This window comes from Secundilactobacillus muriivasis, assembly GCF_054785195.1.
On sequence record NZ_BAABMI010000032.1, the window covers coordinates 34,193 to 53,339 of the forward strand.

Annotated in this window: 14 protein-coding genes; 6 read left to right on the forward strand and 8 right to left on the reverse strand. The window is 48.2% G+C overall.

Annotation, left to right across the window (positions count from 1 at the left end; genetic code table 11):
• Window positions 1-226 precede the first annotated feature (226 nt).
• Window positions 227-2,074 (reverse strand): AAA family ATPase, encoded by a 1,848-nt coding sequence (locus ACYVR3_RS08470; RefSeq protein ID WP_461243896.1) that lies wholly within the window; start codon window positions 2,072-2,074, stop codon window positions 227-229.
• A gap of 262 nt (window positions 2,075-2,336) precedes the next feature.
• Between ACYVR3_RS08470 and ACYVR3_RS08475 the strand changes: the two genes are divergently transcribed.
• Window positions 2,337-2,762 carry a hypothetical protein gene (locus ACYVR3_RS08475; protein WP_300562989.1) on the forward strand — a complete coding sequence of 142 codons (426 nt, stop codon included), beginning with the start codon at window positions 2,337-2,339 and terminating at the stop codon, window positions 2,760-2,762.
• Between the two features lie 117 nt (window positions 2,763-2,879).
• Here ACYVR3_RS08475 and ACYVR3_RS08480 read toward each other — a convergent pair whose 3' ends face one another.
• A complete protein-coding gene (locus ACYVR3_RS08480) occupies window positions 2,880-4,307 on the reverse strand; it encodes an APC family permease (protein ID WP_461243897.1) in 1,428 nt (475 codons plus the stop codon).
• Window positions 4,308-4,585: 278 nt separating this feature from the next.
• Between ACYVR3_RS08480 and ACYVR3_RS08485 the strand changes: the two genes are divergently transcribed.
• Window positions 4,586-5,521 (forward strand): DMT family transporter, encoded by a 936-nt coding sequence (locus tag ACYVR3_RS08485; RefSeq protein WP_461243898.1) that lies wholly within the window; start codon window positions 4,586-4,588, stop codon window positions 5,519-5,521.
• Between the two features lie 340 nt (window positions 5,522-5,861).
• Complete coding sequence (locus ACYVR3_RS08490) at window positions 5,862-7,271, forward strand: APC family permease (RefSeq protein ID WP_054733257.1); 1,410 nt, start codon at window positions 5,862-5,864, stop codon at window positions 7,269-7,271.
• A 412-nt stretch (window positions 7,272-7,683) separates the two neighbouring features.
• On the opposite strand, the gene ACYVR3_RS08495 is transcribed toward ACYVR3_RS08490, so the two are convergent.
• Window positions 7,684-8,853: an LCP family protein gene (locus ACYVR3_RS08495; RefSeq protein ID WP_461243899.1), complete on the reverse strand. Its 1,170-nt coding sequence runs from the start codon at window positions 8,851-8,853 to the stop codon at window positions 7,684-7,686.
• 222 nt (window positions 8,854-9,075) lie between these two features.
• Here ACYVR3_RS08495 and ACYVR3_RS08500 point away from each other — a divergent pair, with 222 nt between their 5' ends.
• Both ACYVR3_RS08500 and ACYVR3_RS08505 read left to right on the forward strand, forming a co-directional pair.
• On the forward strand, window positions 9,076-10,470 hold the full coding sequence (locus tag ACYVR3_RS08500; RefSeq protein ID WP_461243900.1) for an FAD-binding oxidoreductase: 1,395 nt from the start codon (window positions 9,076-9,078) through the stop codon (window positions 10,468-10,470).
• A 226-nt stretch (window positions 10,471-10,696) separates the two neighbouring features.
• Window positions 10,697-11,167 carry a hypothetical protein gene (locus ACYVR3_RS08505; protein WP_054737419.1) on the forward strand — a complete coding sequence of 157 codons (471 nt, stop codon included), beginning with the start codon at window positions 10,697-10,699 and terminating at the stop codon, window positions 11,165-11,167.
• 401 nt (window positions 11,168-11,568) lie between these two features.
• Here ACYVR3_RS08505 and ACYVR3_RS08510 read toward each other — a convergent pair whose 3' ends face one another.
• From ACYVR3_RS08510 to ACYVR3_RS08530, 5 genes are all read right to left on the reverse strand, one after another.
• Window positions 11,569-11,979, reverse strand: a complete 411-nt coding sequence (locus tag ACYVR3_RS08510; protein WP_054737420.1) for a peptide deformylase — start codon at window positions 11,977-11,979, stop codon at window positions 11,569-11,571.
• Window positions 11,980-12,023: 44 nt separating this feature from the next.
• Window positions 12,024-12,956: an NAD(P)H-dependent flavin oxidoreductase gene (locus tag ACYVR3_RS08515; RefSeq protein ID WP_461243901.1), complete on the reverse strand. Its 933-nt coding sequence runs from the start codon at window positions 12,954-12,956 to the stop codon at window positions 12,024-12,026.
• Between the two features lie 274 nt (window positions 12,957-13,230).
• Window positions 13,231-14,214, reverse strand: a complete 984-nt coding sequence (locus tag ACYVR3_RS08520) for a ketopantoate reductase family protein (RefSeq protein WP_461243902.1) — start codon at window positions 14,212-14,214, stop codon at window positions 13,231-13,233.
• 379 nt (window positions 14,215-14,593) lie between these two features.
• Window positions 14,594-16,114, reverse strand: coding sequence for a bifunctional glutamate--cysteine ligase GshA/glutathione synthetase GshB (gshAB, locus tag ACYVR3_RS08525; RefSeq protein WP_461243903.1), 1,521 nt, complete (start codon window positions 16,112-16,114; stop codon window positions 14,594-14,596).
• Window positions 16,115-16,643: 529 nt separating this feature from the next.
• A complete protein-coding gene (locus ACYVR3_RS08530) occupies window positions 16,644-18,002 on the reverse strand; it encodes a gluconate:H+ symporter (protein WP_461243918.1) in 1,359 nt (452 codons plus the stop codon).
• A 294-nt stretch (window positions 18,003-18,296) separates the two neighbouring features.
• Here ACYVR3_RS08530 and ACYVR3_RS08535 point away from each other — a divergent pair, with 294 nt between their 5' ends.
• Complete coding sequence (locus ACYVR3_RS08535; protein WP_461243904.1) at window positions 18,297-18,914, forward strand: hydrolase; 618 nt, start codon at window positions 18,297-18,299, stop codon at window positions 18,912-18,914.
• Window positions 18,915-19,147 lie beyond the last annotated feature (233 nt).

Sequence of the window (19,147 nt, forward strand, 5' to 3'; positions counted from 1 at the left end):
GTCACTGGCAGGACAGGTAAACCGACAGTGGTTACAGAGGAGCAATTGAGCTTGTTGATGATAGCCCTGAGTCAGTTCTGCTGGTGTAAGATGAGTGAGGTCGATGGTGGTGATGCCTCCTTTTGTTTATTGATTATGTAAACATTTATACGTGAGTTTACGGTATTTGTCAACGAAAAAGCTAAAAAAGTCGTGAATCTGGTTAGGATTCACGACTTTTTTTAGTTTATAGTTGCGCTTCAACCACTAACAATGTCTGAGTAGCTCGGGAAGCTGCCACGTAACGGCGATGGTCACCGTAAATGGGCACTTGATACTCAGGGGCGTTAAAGTGGCTTAGCAGCACATGATCAAATTCGAGGCCCTTCGCAATTTTAAGCGGTAAGCATTGAACGGTGGCCTCGGTCACCGTTCGTGAGGTGTCAGTGACAAGTGTACAGTCGGTGAAGTTTTGGCTTGTCAGATGGTCATAAAGCGCTTGCGCCTCAGCAGTCGTTGGCGTAATGATGGCAACCGAGCCACCCTGAGCTTGATAGCTTGTTAACTGGGCAATTAAAGCATCAGTACTTAGTTCAGGCAACGTTACGGGCGTTGCGCCATCGGGTTGAACTGGTTTGATCAAAGAGGCGTTGTGGGTTTGTCCGAATTGACCAAAATACCGGGTAATAGCGCCAGTCGCCCGGTAACTGGTGAGTAGCCGTAGTCGCGTAACGACCCGCTTAGGTGCTTCGAAAAATGACGCTAATTGGGCGTAGTCGTTGCCAGTGGTGCTGAGTACTTGATTATGATCGCCCACCAAGGTGATGTGAGCGTGGTTAAATAACTGGCGGATGAATAGCAGTTGATCGGCCGTATAGTCCTGCGCTTCATCGACGAACAGCGCCTTGACCGCATCTTGATGGTAGTTGGTTATCTGTAGGAGGAGGTACAGTTGTTGGTAGTCAGTCAGTGGTGCTGCAAGGCCAAGCTCGACTTGTATCTGATGCCAGTCGAGCCAATCGTTAAAGGCCTCGGGCTGTTGATCAGTTGCAACTAGTTTTCGCCAAACAAGGCGTAGACGCTGACGGACCGATTGATCAGTGGGCGTTTGTGCATAGCCGGGCATGCTTAGATTAAAGTCAACTTGATCCAACGCGTGATCAAGCTCAGTTAAGTGGTGATTTTGTTGACTGGTCGAGGTAATCGTAAGGCCGAAGTAGTGCCCTAACTGAGCGAGAAAGTGGTCGAGGGTCGTGGCCATGGGATTGGTTTCGCCGAGGGCGGGGAGAACGTCCTTGATATATTGGGCAAACACCGGACTCGGTGTTAACAGTAAGAAATCAGCGGCGGTCCACTGTTCGCGGTAAATGTAGCGCAGATAAGCGATTCGCTGTAATAAGACGGACGTTTTGCCACTGCCGGCAACGCCGTCCACGATGAGCACGTTGGCAGTTGTATTTCGGATAATGTCGTTTTGCTCGGCTTGAATCGTAGTCGTAATGTCTTGAAGGCCACCAGCGTGATCTGCCGCCAAGATGTTGAGGAGAACCGGGTCGTTGAGGGCACCCTGATTGTCAAAGTAGGCGGTGAGGTGGTCATGATCAACGACTAATTGACGCCGCAAGGAAAGGTCAACGTGAATTTCGCGGCCGTGTGCCAGATAGCTGGTTGCACCCTGCTGGTTCGCGTAATAGGTATCCGCAACGGGGGTTCGCCAATCGTAGATCAGATTATCGCCATCCGAGTCAAGGTAGCCAACTTTGCCGATATAAAATGCCTCAGGTGCTTCATCCGGAAATGCCAGATCAACTCGCGCAAAGTAGGCCTGCGGTTGAAGCAACGTGGCTTTATCACGGTTGGAATGGGCAATGTCGACTTTTGCATTTAAGGTATCGATTTGACGGTTGCCGCTTTCGATGTTGGCAAAGGTGTCCAGCGTATCCGTGTAGGAATTGAGATTCAACCGCGTATCGTGGGCTAAGTCGATTTTAGTCTGTTTGGCAGCTTTCTCGAGGTCTTGAATTACCGTTGTGAGTCTGGTGATTTCGGTGCCTAAGTAGTTGTATGTCTGGGTCAAACGCGTCTGTTCATCCATCGGCAGGTCTCCTTTGTGGGGCGTAATAGCAAAATTGACAGTAGTCCCAGTGTAGCAGGTTGAGGGAAAAGTGGTAGTCTATTTTTGGGTTTGGGGGTATGGTATAATAACTATGGAAGAATGGTTCGGTATCAATATAGTTGAACAATGAATAAAAGCCACCTCGGTATCGGAGTGGCTTTTTGTTTGGTTAGAATTAATAGTTTAATAATTGGTACCTATGGTATACTCGTTTCATCTGAAAGGGTAGGGGATGTTAGTTGTGGAGAAAAAAGTGCACCGTTTGTTAGTTATAGGGGTTATTGTTATCGCAACACTTGTTGGCGTGAACGTTGGGGGACAGGCAGTTAACGCTAAAGCAAACTATTATAAAACGGTACCGACAGCGTTACGCGGGTCATGGTACACAACGTACTGGAAGTCGGACGGCTATCCGAAAGTTGGTTTTACGTTTACTAAATATGTCTGGAAGCAGCAGGGGCAAACACTCTCGATGAAGGGGCCCAAAAACAATCGTTTAGGCATCTACAAAACTAAGGCGGGGTATTATCGAGTGGGTATCGCACATGGGGATATGCCAGAACATCTCAAACCCGTTAAACATAATGGTAAAAAAGCATTGAGAAGTTACTGGTTCGATGTGACGAACCATGATAAATTGCATTATATTTATTATTACCGAAAGTAAGTCAAGAGCGCGGACTAAAAACGGAGTATAAAAGCACTCGCAGATTCCTGATTTTGGAATCTGCGAGTGCTTTTACTTATATGAACTTTTTTTCGACCATTTTGACTACTGCCATCGTTAATCCGCAATCTGCCGCTCGTTAGCCTGCAAATCAGCCATAATTTTGGTGCCTAGTAACTCGTCAGCGGTCACAACGTGGTGGCGTGACCAAACGTAGCCAGCCAGTCCAAGCAACGCCCAGAGCCCCAGAATCAGGTACTCATACGGCCAAACGAGGGATACGGCGGTACCGGGAACTAACGTAATAATGGCAATGGCAAGGGCCGCGATACCGCCCAGCGTTGGCCATAATAAGGTTTTATTTCGGAAACCACCGGTGAGTGTGGGGTAGAGACGTCGGGTTTGAATTAGGCACAGGGCACTAAAGGCCCAAGCTAGGGCGATCAAGAAGCCACCCATATCTAGGAAGTACACCAACGCACCCTTACCGAGCCAGCCGATGCCTAAAACGAGGACCAACACCAGCCAGAGGGCGTTCGTTGGCGTCCCGTATTTAGGATGTAACTTCGCTAACGGTTTCGGTAACATGTGGCCTCGGGCTAATGAAAAGAGGAGCCGAGATGATGCGGAAAAGAGGTTCAAGAAGCTGGTGAGTAAGCCCAGTACGGCAATCGTAAACGCCACGGTGCCGAGAATTGGGTAACCAGCCGCCTTAAAGGCGTCGATGGTGCCCATGCTGAATTTAGCAGTTTGCTGCCACGGCCAGATCCAAGCGGACGACAGCAGAACGCCGATGTAATAGGTGGCCGCAACAACGATCGAAGCAATCACGATCAGCCCGATTTTTCGAGCGGGCATGCGAGCTTCCTCAGCCATGGTAGCGACTGATTCCCAGCCCGTTAAAAATGTCATGGCAGGGAGCACAAAACGGATGATGGCGGGTGCCGGTTGTTGGTGAGTAGCGAACGCCGGCCAGAAGTTATGACTAGAGCCGCGAGTAAAACCGACCACCATTAAAACGAGTCCTAAAATAACCAGTCCCACCATCATCACGCTTTGAATATTTCCCGTAAGTTTGGCGCCCCGGTAGGTAATGCTGAAAATAATCAGCGTGATGAGGATTCCCAGTCCGAGTTCGAAGTAGGATACCCGAACGCCTGCGAAGGTGTATCCGGGGCCATTACCGATGGCGGGAAATAGTTGGGCAATCAGGATGCTAGACGCGGTCACGTAGAAGCCTAGCGCGCTTAAGTAGCCGCCCATTAACGTCCAAGCGGCAAAGAGGGCGCCGCGTTTACCAAATGCCACGTAGCCAAATACGACTTCGCCGCCCGAACGAACAAACAAAGTTGCGAGTTCTGCGAAAGACAGGGATGCCATGATTGCAAGACACATGGCTAACGCTAGCCCAAAAATTTCACCTCCAGCACCGTAGTCCGCAAAGAACTGACTGTTGGTATAGATCCAACCGCTACCGATAGTGCCGCCAGCACCAAGTGAAATCAAACTAACGGTACTGACGTTACGCTTTGGTGTATCTGACATAGAGAATTCCTCCTGTTGGTCAGGTTAGTAGCGCCTTTTTGAATGCGCTTACATTAACGTGCTGCCTTTAATCGAATTGTTTCTAGAAACTGTATCGTACCTGAATTTGATTAAGGCGTCAACGATGACGACCTCGTTAGGGGGATTAAACGATAAAAATGATACCATCCTAAACTAATGTTCTAGTTATGAGAAAGTTTTCCCGTGATTTCCACGGGGATTTCACGATTGCTTGTTAAACTGATACCTAATTTAGAGCATAAGGAGTCGTTATTAGTATGCGGACAAACCAGATTACCAAGGGGATCTTTTTAGCGTTGATTGCCAGCGCCATGTGGGGCATCTCTGGCACCGTGTTACAGTTTATTTCTCAAGACCAGCAGTTACCGGCAGATTGGTTCTTATCAGCCCGAACGCTGGGCGCCGGCGTGATCCTGATTGGGGTGGCGCTCATTAAGGAACGGGGCGCAACTTTTGCACTGTTTCGACAACCGCGCCTGATTGGTTGGCTAGTTGCCTACGCCGTTTTCGGTTTGATGGCGAACTTAATGACGTTTTATCTGTCAGTTCAGACCGGGACCGCGGCAGCTGCCACGATTCTTCAGTATTTGAGCCCGTTATTTATCGTGATCGGTAGTTTGTTGTTTAAACGAGAATGGCCGCTACGTAGCGACTTGATTGCGTTTATCGTGTCGGCATTGGGCGTGTTTTTGGCAATTACTAAGGGCGATGTGTCACAACTCGCGATTCCGATGAACGCACTATTGTGGGGCATTGGTTCTGGTTTGACCGCAGCCCTTTACGTGGTATTACCCCGAGCAATCGTTAAAGCAGGGGTTTCGCCAATTGTGATCCTCGGTTGGGGCACGTTGATTGCCGGCGTGCTGTTTAATAGTTACCGACCAGTTTGGCACGATGCTCCCCAAGTGACGTTAAGTTTGGTAGCCTCAATGGGGACAGTGATCATCGTTGGAACGATTTTACCGTTCTGTTTATTGCTGTACAGTGCCCAATTTGCGCCGTCGGATGTGATTAGTATCTTAGACGCCGCGCAACCGGTGGTGACCTTTGTGTTAAGCGTCCTCTTCTTGGGCCTGCAATTAAGTTGGGTGGAAGCGTTAGGCGCCGTTTTGGTTGTGGTGGCGATTTATTTATTACAACGTGGTCGTCGAGCGCCAGAACAACTGCCAACCGTGGAACAAGTCGGACGTTAACTGTCGGCTAAAAATTAAAATAAAATTTGAATGTTGACAAACTCTTAATAAATCCTTTATAATAGGCAACAACAAAAAACGAGGGAGTGCTGACAATGTCAATTCAAAATCACAGTAATGTAACGCAGCGATTTAGCTTCTTCTTTAACAAGCCTGGCGATCGACCAGTAAGTTAGAGAAGTTGCCTTTTGACATGGTAGACTCTTAACTGATTGGAAAGATGGCTAGGCGGAACGCTTCGGCTGTCTTTCCGGTGAATAAACGCACCGGTGGACTATTCCCCGGTGCGTTTTTATTTTCTGAAAATAATGTATGAGATATGGGGAAGGAAGAAATAATTATGGAAAATACGGCAATTAACCGGTTGGTCGGGCGACTGACCAAGAAAGAAACACTTGACCGCTACTTGGATAAGGATAGTCGGTTGACGAAGACGATGGACGCAAAGGACTTACTGTTACTCGGGGTTGGGACGGTTATCGGAACCGGGATCTTTATCTTACCCGGGACGGTTGCTGCGTTGTACAGTGGCCCTGGCATCGTGATGTCCTTCGTGATGGCAGCGTTGGTTTGTGCAACGGCCGCAATGTGTTACGCGGAGTTCTCATCAGCCTTACCAGTTGCTGGGAGCGCGTATTCATACGGCAACATCGTCTTCGGCGAATTCATTGGCTGGGTCATTGGTTGGGCTTTGATTTTGGAATACATGTTGTCGGTGGCCGCCGTTTCAACGGGTTGGTCGGCTTACCTAGTATCGTTCTTAAAGGGCATGGGGATCACGGTGCCTAAGGCAATTACGGGGAGTTTTGACCCAGCTCACGGTACTTATATCAACATTTTTGCGATCGTGATCGTTTTAGCGATTGCCTTACTGTTAACGCAAGGGGTTAAGACGTCAACACGGATCAACAATATTATCGTTGTTGCTAAAATTGTCATTATTCTATTGTTCGTTGTTGTGGGGATGTTCTACGTTAAGCCAAGCAACTGGTCACCATTTGCCCCATACGGCTCACACGGTATCATGCGTGGCGCTTCATTGGTGTTCTACGCTTACCTTGGATTTGATTGTGTGTCAGCTTCAGCCGCTGAAGTGAAAAATCCTCGCAAGAACATGCCAATTGGGATTATCGGTACGTTGATTATTTGTACCTTGCTTTACATGGCCGTGGCCGCAGTATTGACTGGAATGGTTTCTTACACCAAGTTAAACGTGGCTGCCCCAGTTTCGTATGCTTTACAGTTAGTTAACCAAAACTGGGTTGCCGGTATCATTTCAATCGGGGCCTTAGCCGGGATGTTCACGATGATGCTTTCCATGATTTACAGTTCATCACGGTTGATTTACTCAATTGGCCGGGACGGGTTGTTACCAAAGGGCCTTGGTAAAGTTGAAGCTAAGCACCAAGTACCAAGTCACAGTTTAGCTGCCGTTACCATTGTCATTGCCATCATGGGTGGGTTAGTTTCCCTCGATCGGTTAACGCAATTAGTTAACATCGGGACGTTGATCGCCTTCACCATGATGTCGATTGGGGTCTTACCACTTCGGAAACGCAAAGACATTGAAAACAAAGGCTTCAAAGTTCCACTGTACCCAGTATTGCCAATCATCTCTGCCGGTCTGTGCATCTGGATGTTGATCCAATTGCCGGCTGAAACTTGGATCGTGTCATTGATCTGGTTTGCACTTGGCGTAATCTTGTACGCTAGTTATGGCGTTTGGCACAGTCAACTTCGAAATCGTTAATGATAAAAGCGCAACTGTCGAGTGACGGTTGCGCTTTTTTGTTGTCGTTTGTGTCCAGTGACAGTGTGCGGAGCGAGACGGGTTGAGAGCGGTGTGTAGGGGCACTTCGGTGAAAGCGCCCGGCCCTGGCGGTTTTATCGAAGTGCCCCTACATGCAGCTCTCTGTCTCGCGCAGCACCATTCGGCGTGGTGGCCAGAAAGCACGTAGTTGACAAGTTTCTACAACTTCAGGAACCCTGAAAATAACAGTTTAAGTGGCGCCGAATTTTGTAGCCTGAGAGCGCCGGTTTTCGTGCGGCTTTGGCGGGCGAAGCGATGACAAACAGCCGACACCCAAATCGCACCCAACACTTACGCTGGACACAAGCGACAGCCCAAAAACGGACCTAGCAATCTGCTAAGTCCGTTTTGCTTACTGCATTGGCTGAGCACTTGGCCCACCGGTACCGGCGCCGGTTGTCGTACCAGTTGTATTGTAACCACCAGCTTCAGTAGTGGTCGTTGTGGTATCAGTTGACGTTGAATCGCTCGTGTACAGCGTATAGGTTGGATTATCGCCAGACCAGTCGAAACCGGCGGCGGTATTGAGTTTATTTAACTTTGTGTTGGTGTTGCTGAGGGTTTCTTGGGCGAGTCCGAGTTCACTACGGAGTTGGTTGGAGACTTTTTGAAGTTCCTTGGTCGTTGGTACTTGGTAGGATTCTTCGTTGATGTAGACCCCGACACCTTGAAGCGTATATTTCTTGATGTTCTTAGTAGCGGCTTGATCATCGGTCGCCAGCTTCAACATATCGCTGAAGGAGAGGTTGGTGCGCATGTTATTAGAAACTAACTTCAGTAGTTTTTTATAGAGGCTGACTGATTTCTTGGCATTGACCTTTTTAATGATGGCCTGAATGACTTGTTGTTGCCGCTTTTGACGGCCGTAGTCACCGTTGGGATCTTCGTAACGCATCCGGGCGAAGGCTAGTGCTTGCTTACCGTTCAAATGCGCCTTGCCTTTTTTGAAGGACATGTGGGTGTGCGAGTCCGTCCACGAGAATGGCACGGTGACGTCGATACCACCCAACGCGTTCACGATTTTACGTAAGCCACCCATATTGATCGTAACGTAGTAGTTGATGGGAATGTTTAAGAGCTTTTCAACGGTTTTCATTGCAGTACCCGCGCCGCCAACGGTGTACGCAGCGTTGATTTTTTGGGTGCTGGACGAACTGCTGCTGGTAGCTGATATCTTGGCGAGGGTATCCCGCGGAATGCTGGTCATGGTCGTTTTTTGCGTCTTAGGATTGATGGTGACGACGATCATGGTATCTGAGCGACCAGTATCGGTTCGCCCAAATGCGCCGGTATCTGTCCCCAGCAGTAAAATGCTGATGGGTTTGGTACTAGTTATTGTGGTTTTATGCGTTTGATTAACGGCTGAATAGGTTTTATCCAGACTATTTTTGGTTTGCACGTACATGTACGTTGCGCTAGCGCCACCCACCGCGAGGATGAGGAAGAACACCCATGCGAAAAAGACTTTAACTCGGGAACGGCGGGGGCGTTGGTTAGCGTGTTTCGGATACTGATTTTGCATGGAAGAACTCCTTAGGTCAATTTGATAATGGTTCAGTAGGTTTCAATTGTATTTCAAAATAAGGTAACTGTTACAGTAAACCATCAGCAACTTAAACGAGGCTTAACGAACTTAATGAAAATGAAAAAGATGGCGTGGCGAAAACTTATCGTGTGATTCGCGTGGGTTGGCGCGCTATAATGTGTAAGTACGTAGGCGTTAATTTGAAAGGACTGATAGTAGATGACAGTGTTTCGTGCGTTTAGTGACGAACAGATTTTAGATTTCTTACGGGCCCAGGTCCGCGATGGTCAGGTGTTTACTGATACTAAAACCCTGGAGGCGCAATCGTTTAGCCCACATTTAAGTGATGATAGCAGTGGCTTGGCGTTGGCTTACATCGAAGCGGGGTCAACGGCAGATATTCAGGGGGTTATGAAGGCTGCGCGTAAGTTCCACATTTCGGTTATTCCACAAGATCAGTTTACAAGTACTGTGGCTGGGGCCGATGGTTTTGAAGGTAGTTTTATCCTGTCAACTAAGCGGATGAACCAAATTGTTGAAATTAGCCGGGCAGATTCCGTTGCCGTTGTGCAACCAGGCGTTGTGAACGGGGATTTGGATGAAGCGGCTCGTAAAGAGGGTCTATTCTACGCACCAGATCCAGGTTCCAAGCCATTTTCAGGCATTGGTGGAAATGTTGCCACGAACGCTGGTGGGATGAGTACCGTTAAATACGGTGCCACTAAGGACAACGTGTTGGGCTTGAAGGTTGTTTTAGCTGACGGTCGCGAGATCAAACTCGGTGGTCGGACGTTGAAGCAGGCCTTTGGCTACGACTTAACCCAGTTGTTTGTTGGTTCCGAAGGCACGCTTGGCATTATTACCGAAATTACGGTGAAGTTGATGCCAATTCCAATCGGCGAACCAACGATGGGGGTGGCCTTCTTTGACAACATGACCAAGCTAGCTGAAGCCGTTGCTGAAATTCGGATCTCTGGGGTTTACCCAACGATGCTTGAAGCGCTGGATAGCAACACCATTACGGCGTTGGACCGGTATGAAGGCACGCATTTTAGTGAAAACAGTGATGCCATGCTAATCTTTAAGGTCGATAACCGAATTCCGGAAGTGGTCAATAAGCTTGAAGAACTGATGGACAAGCATGGGGCCGCTAACGTGAAGATCACAACGGATGCCAAGGAACAGGCGGGGTTGGAGAAACTGCGCCGTGACATGTTGCCCGCTGTCTTTGCAGGTCAAAACCACATCATGGAAGACATGGCAATGCCACTCTCTAAGCTGGCACCAATGATGGATTACATTCATGATATTGGCGAACGGTTAAACTTGAAGATCTACGTTGCCGGTCATGCTGGTGACGGGAACGTCCACCCAACGATCGTTTGGCCAAAGGAACAAACCGAAACGCCACAGGCCGTTATTGAGGCGCTACAATTTATGTTCCATAAGACGCTAGACCTAGGTGGCACGATTTCTGGTGAACACGCCGTTGGGATGCTGAAGAATCAGTGGAACAACGAAGAACTTGGTGAGGATGTTGATCAGATTCAACATCAGATCAAGGCGTTGTTTGACCCAATGAACCTCTTAAATCCAAAGCGTAAAATTAACTAATTAACGATAAATGAGCGTTCAGTCCGGAGATTTGGGCTGAACGCTTTTTTAGGTCGTGCTATAATAAAGTTAGAAACGTGAAAGCGGTCACAAGGTTGCTTAAACGGGGTTATTTGGTGACTAAAAGTTATATTGAGGTTCTGCTGTTCAAACCGGACAACGGATGCACCTTAGACCGCTAAGATTGCGCAACGTGCGATACCCGATTACAAGGAGGTTCTCATTTATGGCAATTTCTGCAGTTTATAAGGAAGTTAGTGTATTTGGTGACAGTCAGACACTTCAAGCAAACGTGGTGAAGGGGACACGGATTCAACCGTTCTTGCGGTTGCGGTTTGTTGCCGAGACACCGCATTTTATCGAAGATGCGAAGGGCAACCTTCAGTTTTCGGCAGCTTATGAGCAAAAATTTCATCAAGTCATCCGCCAGTTTTTAACGGGCTACGAAAACTACTTCCAAAATGAAGCGGTAGCCGATCGCGATTACGATGCGTTACAGAAAATTGACGACTTCGTGCGGGCGTTGGAAAAGACGCTTCGGGATGAGTTTGAGATTGAAAATGAAGTTGAATTGGATGAAATCCGGCTATTGGGCCAGTGGCCAGTGTACCGCGAACCGGATGAGGCGCCGTTGAAGGCGAAGTTGGCGGAATTTCATTCGTCGGATGAGTCGGATGATTATGATGTGTTTGATTAAGAGTGTGGAACGGGGCGGTTAGAGACTGGAGCATAGCGCACTTTCACCAGAACTCCCGGGCTTTGGGGGTTTTGGTGGAAGTGCGCTATGTGCAAGTCTCTGCCCCGTGGAGCACGTTTCGGCTCGAGGACAGGAAAGCACTGTTGACTAACACGACTGCATGAAAAGGAAAAGACACCATGAAGAAGTCCTACAATTAGGAATTCTTTCATGGTGTCTTTGGGTGTTTTGAGATTAAATAAGTTGTTTAGCGGAGGTACGTTGCTGTCCTCGAGCCGAAACGTGTTCCACAAAACTGAAAGCTGCACCTAAGCTACTCCCGACACAAAGCCGAAACCCACGACTTTCTGTCGAGAGTAACTTAGGCTCCGCTTTCAACCCGTTTTGTTCCACACTCTACTCTAAATCAACACCCCATCACAATGATCCACTTCATGCTGCACGATCTGTGCCGTGAAGTCGCTAAACTCCTGCGTATGTGGTTTGAAGTTTTGATCCAAGTAGTGCAGTTCGATCTTCTTGTAACGGGTCGTTTCACGTTGACCTTCTAAGGATAGGCAGCCTTCAGTTGCTTGGTAGGGACCGCTCTTCTTAGTGATCTCAGGGTTGATCATCGGAATCGACAACATGCCCATTTGAACCACGATGATTCGCTTGTTGCTACCGATCATGTTAGCAGCCATGCCGACACAACGGGCAGTGTTAGCTTTCAAGGTGTCCATCAAGTCAGTGACCACGGCGCCGTCCATCTTAGTTGCCTTAACACTTTTCTTCGATAAAAATGCTTGGCTGTGGTTAATTTGTTTAATCATGTTGGTTGCTCCTCTTTATAAATGAATGCAACCAGTATACCAGATTACGGCAACCAAGTGCGACTAGTTGTCGTTAATTCAATCATGGCATCGCGCCAAAGTTCCTCCACGATTTGGGCAGCAGGCTTGATAGCGTCCACAACACCCACGATTTGACCGGCCATGAAGCTACCGTTCACAACGTCACCGTCAATGGCCTTCGCCAACGAATGATCAGTGAGGGCGGCAATTTTTTCAGGTTCAGCGTGTTGCTGGGTGAGTTCGAGAACTTTTTCAATCATTGGGGTCTTTAAACTCCGAACCCGGTTAGCGCCACTGCCAGTGACCGTCGTATCAGTATCCTTGGCGGCAACAATCAACTTCTTGTAGTAATCGCTGATTGGCGTTTCTTCAGCAGCTAGGAAAACGGTGCCCATTTGAACCCCAGCAGCGCCCATTGCCAAGGCGGCCGCAATCGTTTGGCCGTTGGCGATCCCGCCACCAGCGATAACTGGAATATTGACGGCATTAACGACTTGTGGCACCAGCGTCATGGTGGTTTCGGTGCCGATGTGGCCACCGGATTCCATTCCTTCGGCAACTACGGCAGTTGCGCCAATTTCGGCCATCTTTTGCGCAATTTTAACGTTTGGAATCACCGGAATGACTTTGATCCCAGCGTTGAGCAAACTGTCCATAAAGGGTGCGGGCGTTCCAGCGCCAGTGAAGACAACTGGGACATGGTTGGTAATTAAAACGGGGAGCAGATCGTTGATGTTGGGTTGTTGTAACATCAAGTTGACCCCGAACGGCTTTTTAGTTAAATAACGGAGTTCGCCGAGTTCTTGGCGAAGTGAATCGGGGGTAAACCCAACCGAAGTCAAAACGCCAAGGCCACCAGCGTTGCTAACGGCGGCAACCAGTTCGTGTTTTGAAATGGCGGCCATGGAGCCTTGGATAATGGGGTATTTAATATTAAGTAACTCTGTCAGAGCCATTGTGAGAGACCTCCAGCTTAATTATTGATAACGCTTTCAGTTTGCACTCTTTTGGCTGGACTTGCAACGAATTAGTAGGAGTCGCGCAAATTTGGGTTATGGTTGGGTGAGAATGAAGAACGGGCGCAAAAAAAGATAAGCTTATGACCGGAATTGGCTGGCTTTGAGGGGAGCGGCACAAGATTGTAATAGGATCAGTTAGTCTTTAATCTAAAGCAAAAAAGTCACCTGATTCGGTCCAATGACTGAATCAGGTGACTTTCAAATTATTGCTTTACCGCGCAGCAACCGCTTGTGATTGCATTTGTTGTAATTCACGTTGCTTCCCGCGTTCAGCTAAGTGAACTTCGTGAGTCAGGAAGGCGTGGGTCTTGGCGTTGTAGTTGTGCTTTTGACCTAATTTAACCAGGTAACCGTTGATGTAATCAACTTCGGTTGGCCGGTAGTTATGCATGTCTTGGTACATTGAAGGGTAGTGGAGTGGGTTGGCCACTTTTGAGACGTAGTTGACGCTGTCCAACTCTTCTTGACGGGTGTTGATCATCTGGATGCCGTCGCGTTCACAAACGTCGTAGGCTTCATCGATCAACTGACGACTCATCTCATCGGCGCCTTCGTAATCGGCAAATTCACCCATGGTCATTTCAAACATGGTGCAAAGAGTGTTCACCACGGAGTTGAAGACGACTTTGGCGAGTAACGTGCCACGGAAGTTAGTCGTCAAGTTTGGATGGAATTGGGCCTTATCCAATTCAGCGACTAAGCGGTGAGTGAAGTCGTCAGGCTTTTCGGTGTAGTTGGCGAGGTTCATGGTCCCGGCGCCACGCTTGCCGATAAAGTCAACGTCAGCAGGCCCGTTCAAAACGGTGGCAACCAATGCAGTCCCAGCGATAACTTTTTCGGGTTTGAAATACTGGAGGAGCTTTTCAACGTGGCCCATCCCGTTCATGCAGGTGAAGGCGTATTGATTTGGTTTGAAGAAGTGTGCGCAGCGCTTTAACATGTCAGCCAATTGCATTTGCTTCAAGAAGAAGATGTAGCAGTCTGGATCGCCCTTGTAGTCTTCTGGGTAATAGACGTTCACCGGAACGAGGTGCTTATCTTCGTGATCACGTGACACGTAGACGCCACCTTGTTCGTGCATCTTTTCAACGTTTGGTTCCCAACCATCAACGAAATCGACTTCATTCCCAGCATCCTGCAACAAAACTCCGTAACGTAACCCCATGGCACCTGCTCCAACAACTGTAAACTTCATAATTAACGACTTCCTTATAGTATGTATTTTGAAAGCAAAAAAGCCCTTTAGGCCATCTGACCTAAAGGGCACGTATGCGTTACCACCTTTATGTTTGCTAGCCATCACTGACTAACACTTACGATCTGCCAACACAGACCCAGATTGATATCGGAGGATGACTCCGCCTGCGGTTACTAGGAAATTTATCCGTTCACTGGAGGGGCTTTGAGGTGATCTAGTAGTCGATTGTCCGCTTTCACCAACCCGGACTCGCTGAAGGGGGACTACCTGTGTCCTCATAAACGCTATTGCTTATCAAGTTGACTCTATCCTAGCACGAAAATGAAAAATGTCAAATGCATTCGCCATTTTATTTTAATTTATTCCTCATTTTAATTTAAGCAGATTCGGAAAGGTGGAGTTGAGTGACCACTGCGTCAACTAATGGCACTGAGTTGGTGAGTTGGTTAACGGGGGACCAAGTTTTCTGATTTGTACTAATAGCGTCCGTTTTAGCGTAAATCGTGCGCTGATTGAAACAACATTGTAATTCCGGTTCATCAGTGGGTAAACAGCAGACGTTAATGCCACGTTGGATAGCGGTTAACAGTAGCGCTTGTAAAGGCGCGGAAAGCCGACTTAACAGGTGATTGTTAGTCGGGGCTGATTTGAACCAGGCGGCATGTTGGGTGGCAAGCGTGATAGCCAGCTGTTTTTGAGTGCTTGCTTGGCTAAGACGGTAAAGTTGCCCACTAATGGTGAGTTGAGGATCAGCGAGGGCTGCCGCTGCGTTATTGAGCGCGGGTAAACAGGCGGTCAGGTGAAGTTGCTGACACATGTTGCGCATGCCAGCCAATAGTCGCTGACCTTCTGCTTGAGCAGCAGTTGTGGTTAGCGGATTTTCGAGGGCCACTTGCTCGTTGAGCTGGTCGCCCTGTTGCACCCATTGGTCAGCTGGCGCTTGTTCATCGGTCCAAAGCAGATACAACATGAAGGTCGTTAAAAAGTTGATTTCGTCAGGACTGACGCCATAGGGAGCGAAGGGGTTGATGTCAAGGTTACGTAATTCAATGTACCGAACGCCATTTTGGTGTAAGTCACTGACTTGGTGACCACCCCGAAAGCGAACGGGGGCGTAAAATTCCTTTTCTTTTGACAACTGACCGTTCGCAACTAAGTCAGTTAAATCGTTGAGGTAGTGCGGCAGGTCTTGATAAGAGACCCGGACATCAGCGTGATTCGTATAGCCAAAGTGACTATTGCGGATGCTGCGAACAGGTTCTTGCGGCCGTTCGTTGGCGGTAAAGTACCCTGATTCACTAGTTGGCGTTGCCCCGAAGAGGTAGGTGATCAGCCAACGATAACGCAGGTAGTTTCGAGTCACTTTGAAATAGAGCTTGGTCTTGAAAGTGGTCAAATCGGCAGTTTCAGTTTGCGCGTCAAACAGGGCAGTGACGAGTTCTGGCGCAAATTCAAAGTTAAAGTGAATGCCAGAAACCATCTGTTTGCGGTGACCATAACGCTGAGCCAAGCCTTCGCGGTAGGCGACATCAGCCGGATCGGCGAGTTTGGCGATGGTGATATCGGTTTCATTGTCTGGTAACTTGGGCGGCATGCTCAGTGGCCAGAGACGTTCATTAGCCGTGAGGTTTTGATAGGTCACGTGGTGGATCAGACTTAGCCAATCAAATAGTTCGCTAACACTGGTGGCGACCGGCGTGATGAGTTCGAGTTGCGACTCCGCAAAGTCGGTTTGGATGAAAGGGTGGTATGAACGGTCACCCAAAGTATGCGGATGATCAGTATGAGCGAGTTCACCGTCTGGCGTGATTCGTTGTGCTTCGCGTTCGATTCCTAAGCGAAAGTGTTGAAGCACTGGTGTGGTCGCCTGTGCGCGTAATGCTGATTGAAAGTCCAAAGCAAAACCTCCTCGGAGAAGCCGTGTTTTTGGCACGGTTTAAGTTAATTCATGATAGCTTGATTTGCGGTCATTTTCAATCGGTTTTTGGCAATTTAATTGTATTCGTATTTTTGTAACGCACTTATGCTTGTGTCCAGCGTAAGTGTGCGGAGCGAGGCGGTCAGAAGGCGGCGTGTAACGGGCTCTAAGGTAAACTACCGGGTTTTGGTAGTTTGGCTTAGAGCCCGTTACACATAGCCTTTTGCCTCGCGCAGCACCATTCGGCGTGGTGGCCAGAAAGCGCGTGGTTGACAAGTTCTTACAATGACAGGAACCCTAGAAATAACAGTTTAAGTGGCGCCGAATTTTGTAGCCAGAGAGCGCCGGTTCACGTGCGGCTTTGGCGAGCGAAGCGACGACAGACAGCCGACACCCAAATTGCACCCAAATTGCACCCAAATTGCACCCAACACTTACTCTGTACACAAGCGACAGTAAACAAAAACACCCCTCGCAACAGCGAAGGGCGTTTCAATAGTTAATCAAATTAATTTACAATTGCATTTAAAATCAGAACGCAAATCAACCCGACCACGGAAAGGACCGTTTCCAGCACCGTCCAGATGGCTAAGGTTTGCTTGACCGTTAAGTCGAAGTACTCTTGGAACATCCAGAACCCGGCATCGTTAACGTGTGATGCAGCAACGGAACCGGCACCGATGGCGAGCACTAACATGGCTGGATCAGCGTGAGTAGCGATCATTAATGGGGTTACCAGACCAGCAGCGGTCATACTTGCGACAGCAGCTGAACCAAGGGCAATCCGCAACACAACGGCGATTAACCAAGCGAGGATCAGTGGTGAGAGGTTAACACCAGCAACTAAGTGTTGGATGGCGTCACCGACACCACCGTCTAGCAACACTTGTTTAAAGGCAGAACCACCACTGATGATCATCAACAGCATGGCGATTGACTTGATTGATTCAGTCAACGCATCACCAATTTGTTTCATACTGCGCTTTTGGTGAATCCCCATTGACCAGATGGCAAACAGCAGGGAAACCAGCATGGCAACGACGGGACTCCCAATCATTGACATATAGGCGTTAAATCCGTGTTTGGCCGCGCTGGCATTCGCGCCAGTCACCACCAGTTGGTAAATCGTAGCAGCACCCATGAAAATCACGGGGAAGAGGGAAGTTAAAATTGAAATCCCGAACTTAGGCGTATCTTCAAGGTTGAACTGCTTGATTTCACCAAAGGCTGGCAGTTCTTTTTTATAGCCAAATGCTTCTGGGGCGTAGCGTTGCGCCAACTTCGTGAACAATGGACCAGCCACGATCACGGTTGGAATAGCCACGATGATCCCGTAAAGCAGAACTTGACCAATGTTAGCACTTAAAGCCGTTGCAACAGCCGTTGGTGCTGGTTGTGGTGGCAAAAAGGCTTGGGTCGTCGACAGTGCGGCAACCATTGGCAAGCCAAGGTATAGGAACGGCACGCCGGCTTCGAGGGCAATCGAGAAAACGATTGGGGTTAACAGCACTAACCCAACTTCGAAGAACATGGACATCCCGATGATAAAGGATGCGACCACAATGGCGAGTTGAAGCCGTTTCTTACCAAAGAAGCCAATCAGGGTTTGGGAGATCCGGTAAGATCCACCAGCTTCTGAAACCAGACGACCGATCATGGCCCCGAACCCGAAGACAATGGCGAGTTCACCCATTGAGTTCCCGATCCCTTTGGTAATGGTATCGGCGATATTATATGGGTTCATCCCTAATCCCAAGGCAACTAAAACGGCCGTGGTGATCAAGGCAACGAACGTGTTTAATTTAACACGAATGATTAGGAATAACAGAATGGCAATCCCTAATGCCAAAACGATAAATTGCAAAATCTCTCCTCATTTCTCTTACGCTTTTAGATACAGTTATGCAGTTGTAAAAAAAGCTAACAAAAGCATTGTAATTAAAAGTAATGAAACATTCAAGTAAAAATGAAAAATATTTTCACTAAAGAAAGCTAAACTGGTAATTTTTTTCATGAAAACGATAACATAATCGAACGATTGATTATGTTTCCATTAATACCCGCTGTTTTATACATTTTAGCGCATACTAAATATAAGCGCTTTCATTTTTCGCATTCGCCGGGTATACTGAACCTACACATTGGAAAGGACTGATTAACCATGACAAGCTTTGCACCGCGTGATCCACAGCAAGATATTTTATTGGCGCCAGAAAATAGCGTATTTGTGATTATTGATTACCAACCAACTCAGATTACGTCAATCGGGTCGATGGACCGGCATTTATTGATTCAAAATATTATTGCGACGACCAAGTTAATGCGCGATTTTAATGTACCGATCGTGCTATCTACCGTGAACGTGGGGACCGGTCGTAATAAGGACACGATTCCGGAATTAAAAGCGGTGTTAGGGGACACGCCATCGTTGGATCGAACAACGATCAATGCGTGGGAGGATCAGGAATTCAACCAAGTCGTTAAACAGTTAGGCCGTAAAAACATCATTATGACGGCACTATGGACGGAAGCCTGCTTAACTTTCCCAGCGCTGGATGCACTGAGTGAGGGCTACAACGTATACCCAGTGGTGGATGCGGTGGGCGGCACCAGTGTGGATGCCCATGAAGCAGCGCTCCGCCGAGTAGAACAGGCCGGTGCAAGGCTAACCTCGTACGCCCAATTAGCGTGTGAATTGCAACGGGATTGGAATCGGCATGAAACCGTTGGGAAGTTTGTGGAGAATATGAAGGCGACGGGGAAGTTTTTGGAGTTGTAGAGCGATAAAAGAAGCGCTTAAAAGGTGAAATATAAGGGCGTCTCAAGTAAAGCTACCGGGCTTTGGTAGCTTTACTTGGGACGCCCTTATATGCAACCTTTTGCTTCTTTTATCGCGTTTCGGCGTGGCAGCCAGAAAGAAATCAAGTGGCCAAGCATAACAAAGTCCAAGAACCCCAAGAAGTAACAGTTACCCCCCAAGCCGAAACAAACGTAATCGCAAAGCACGTCGCC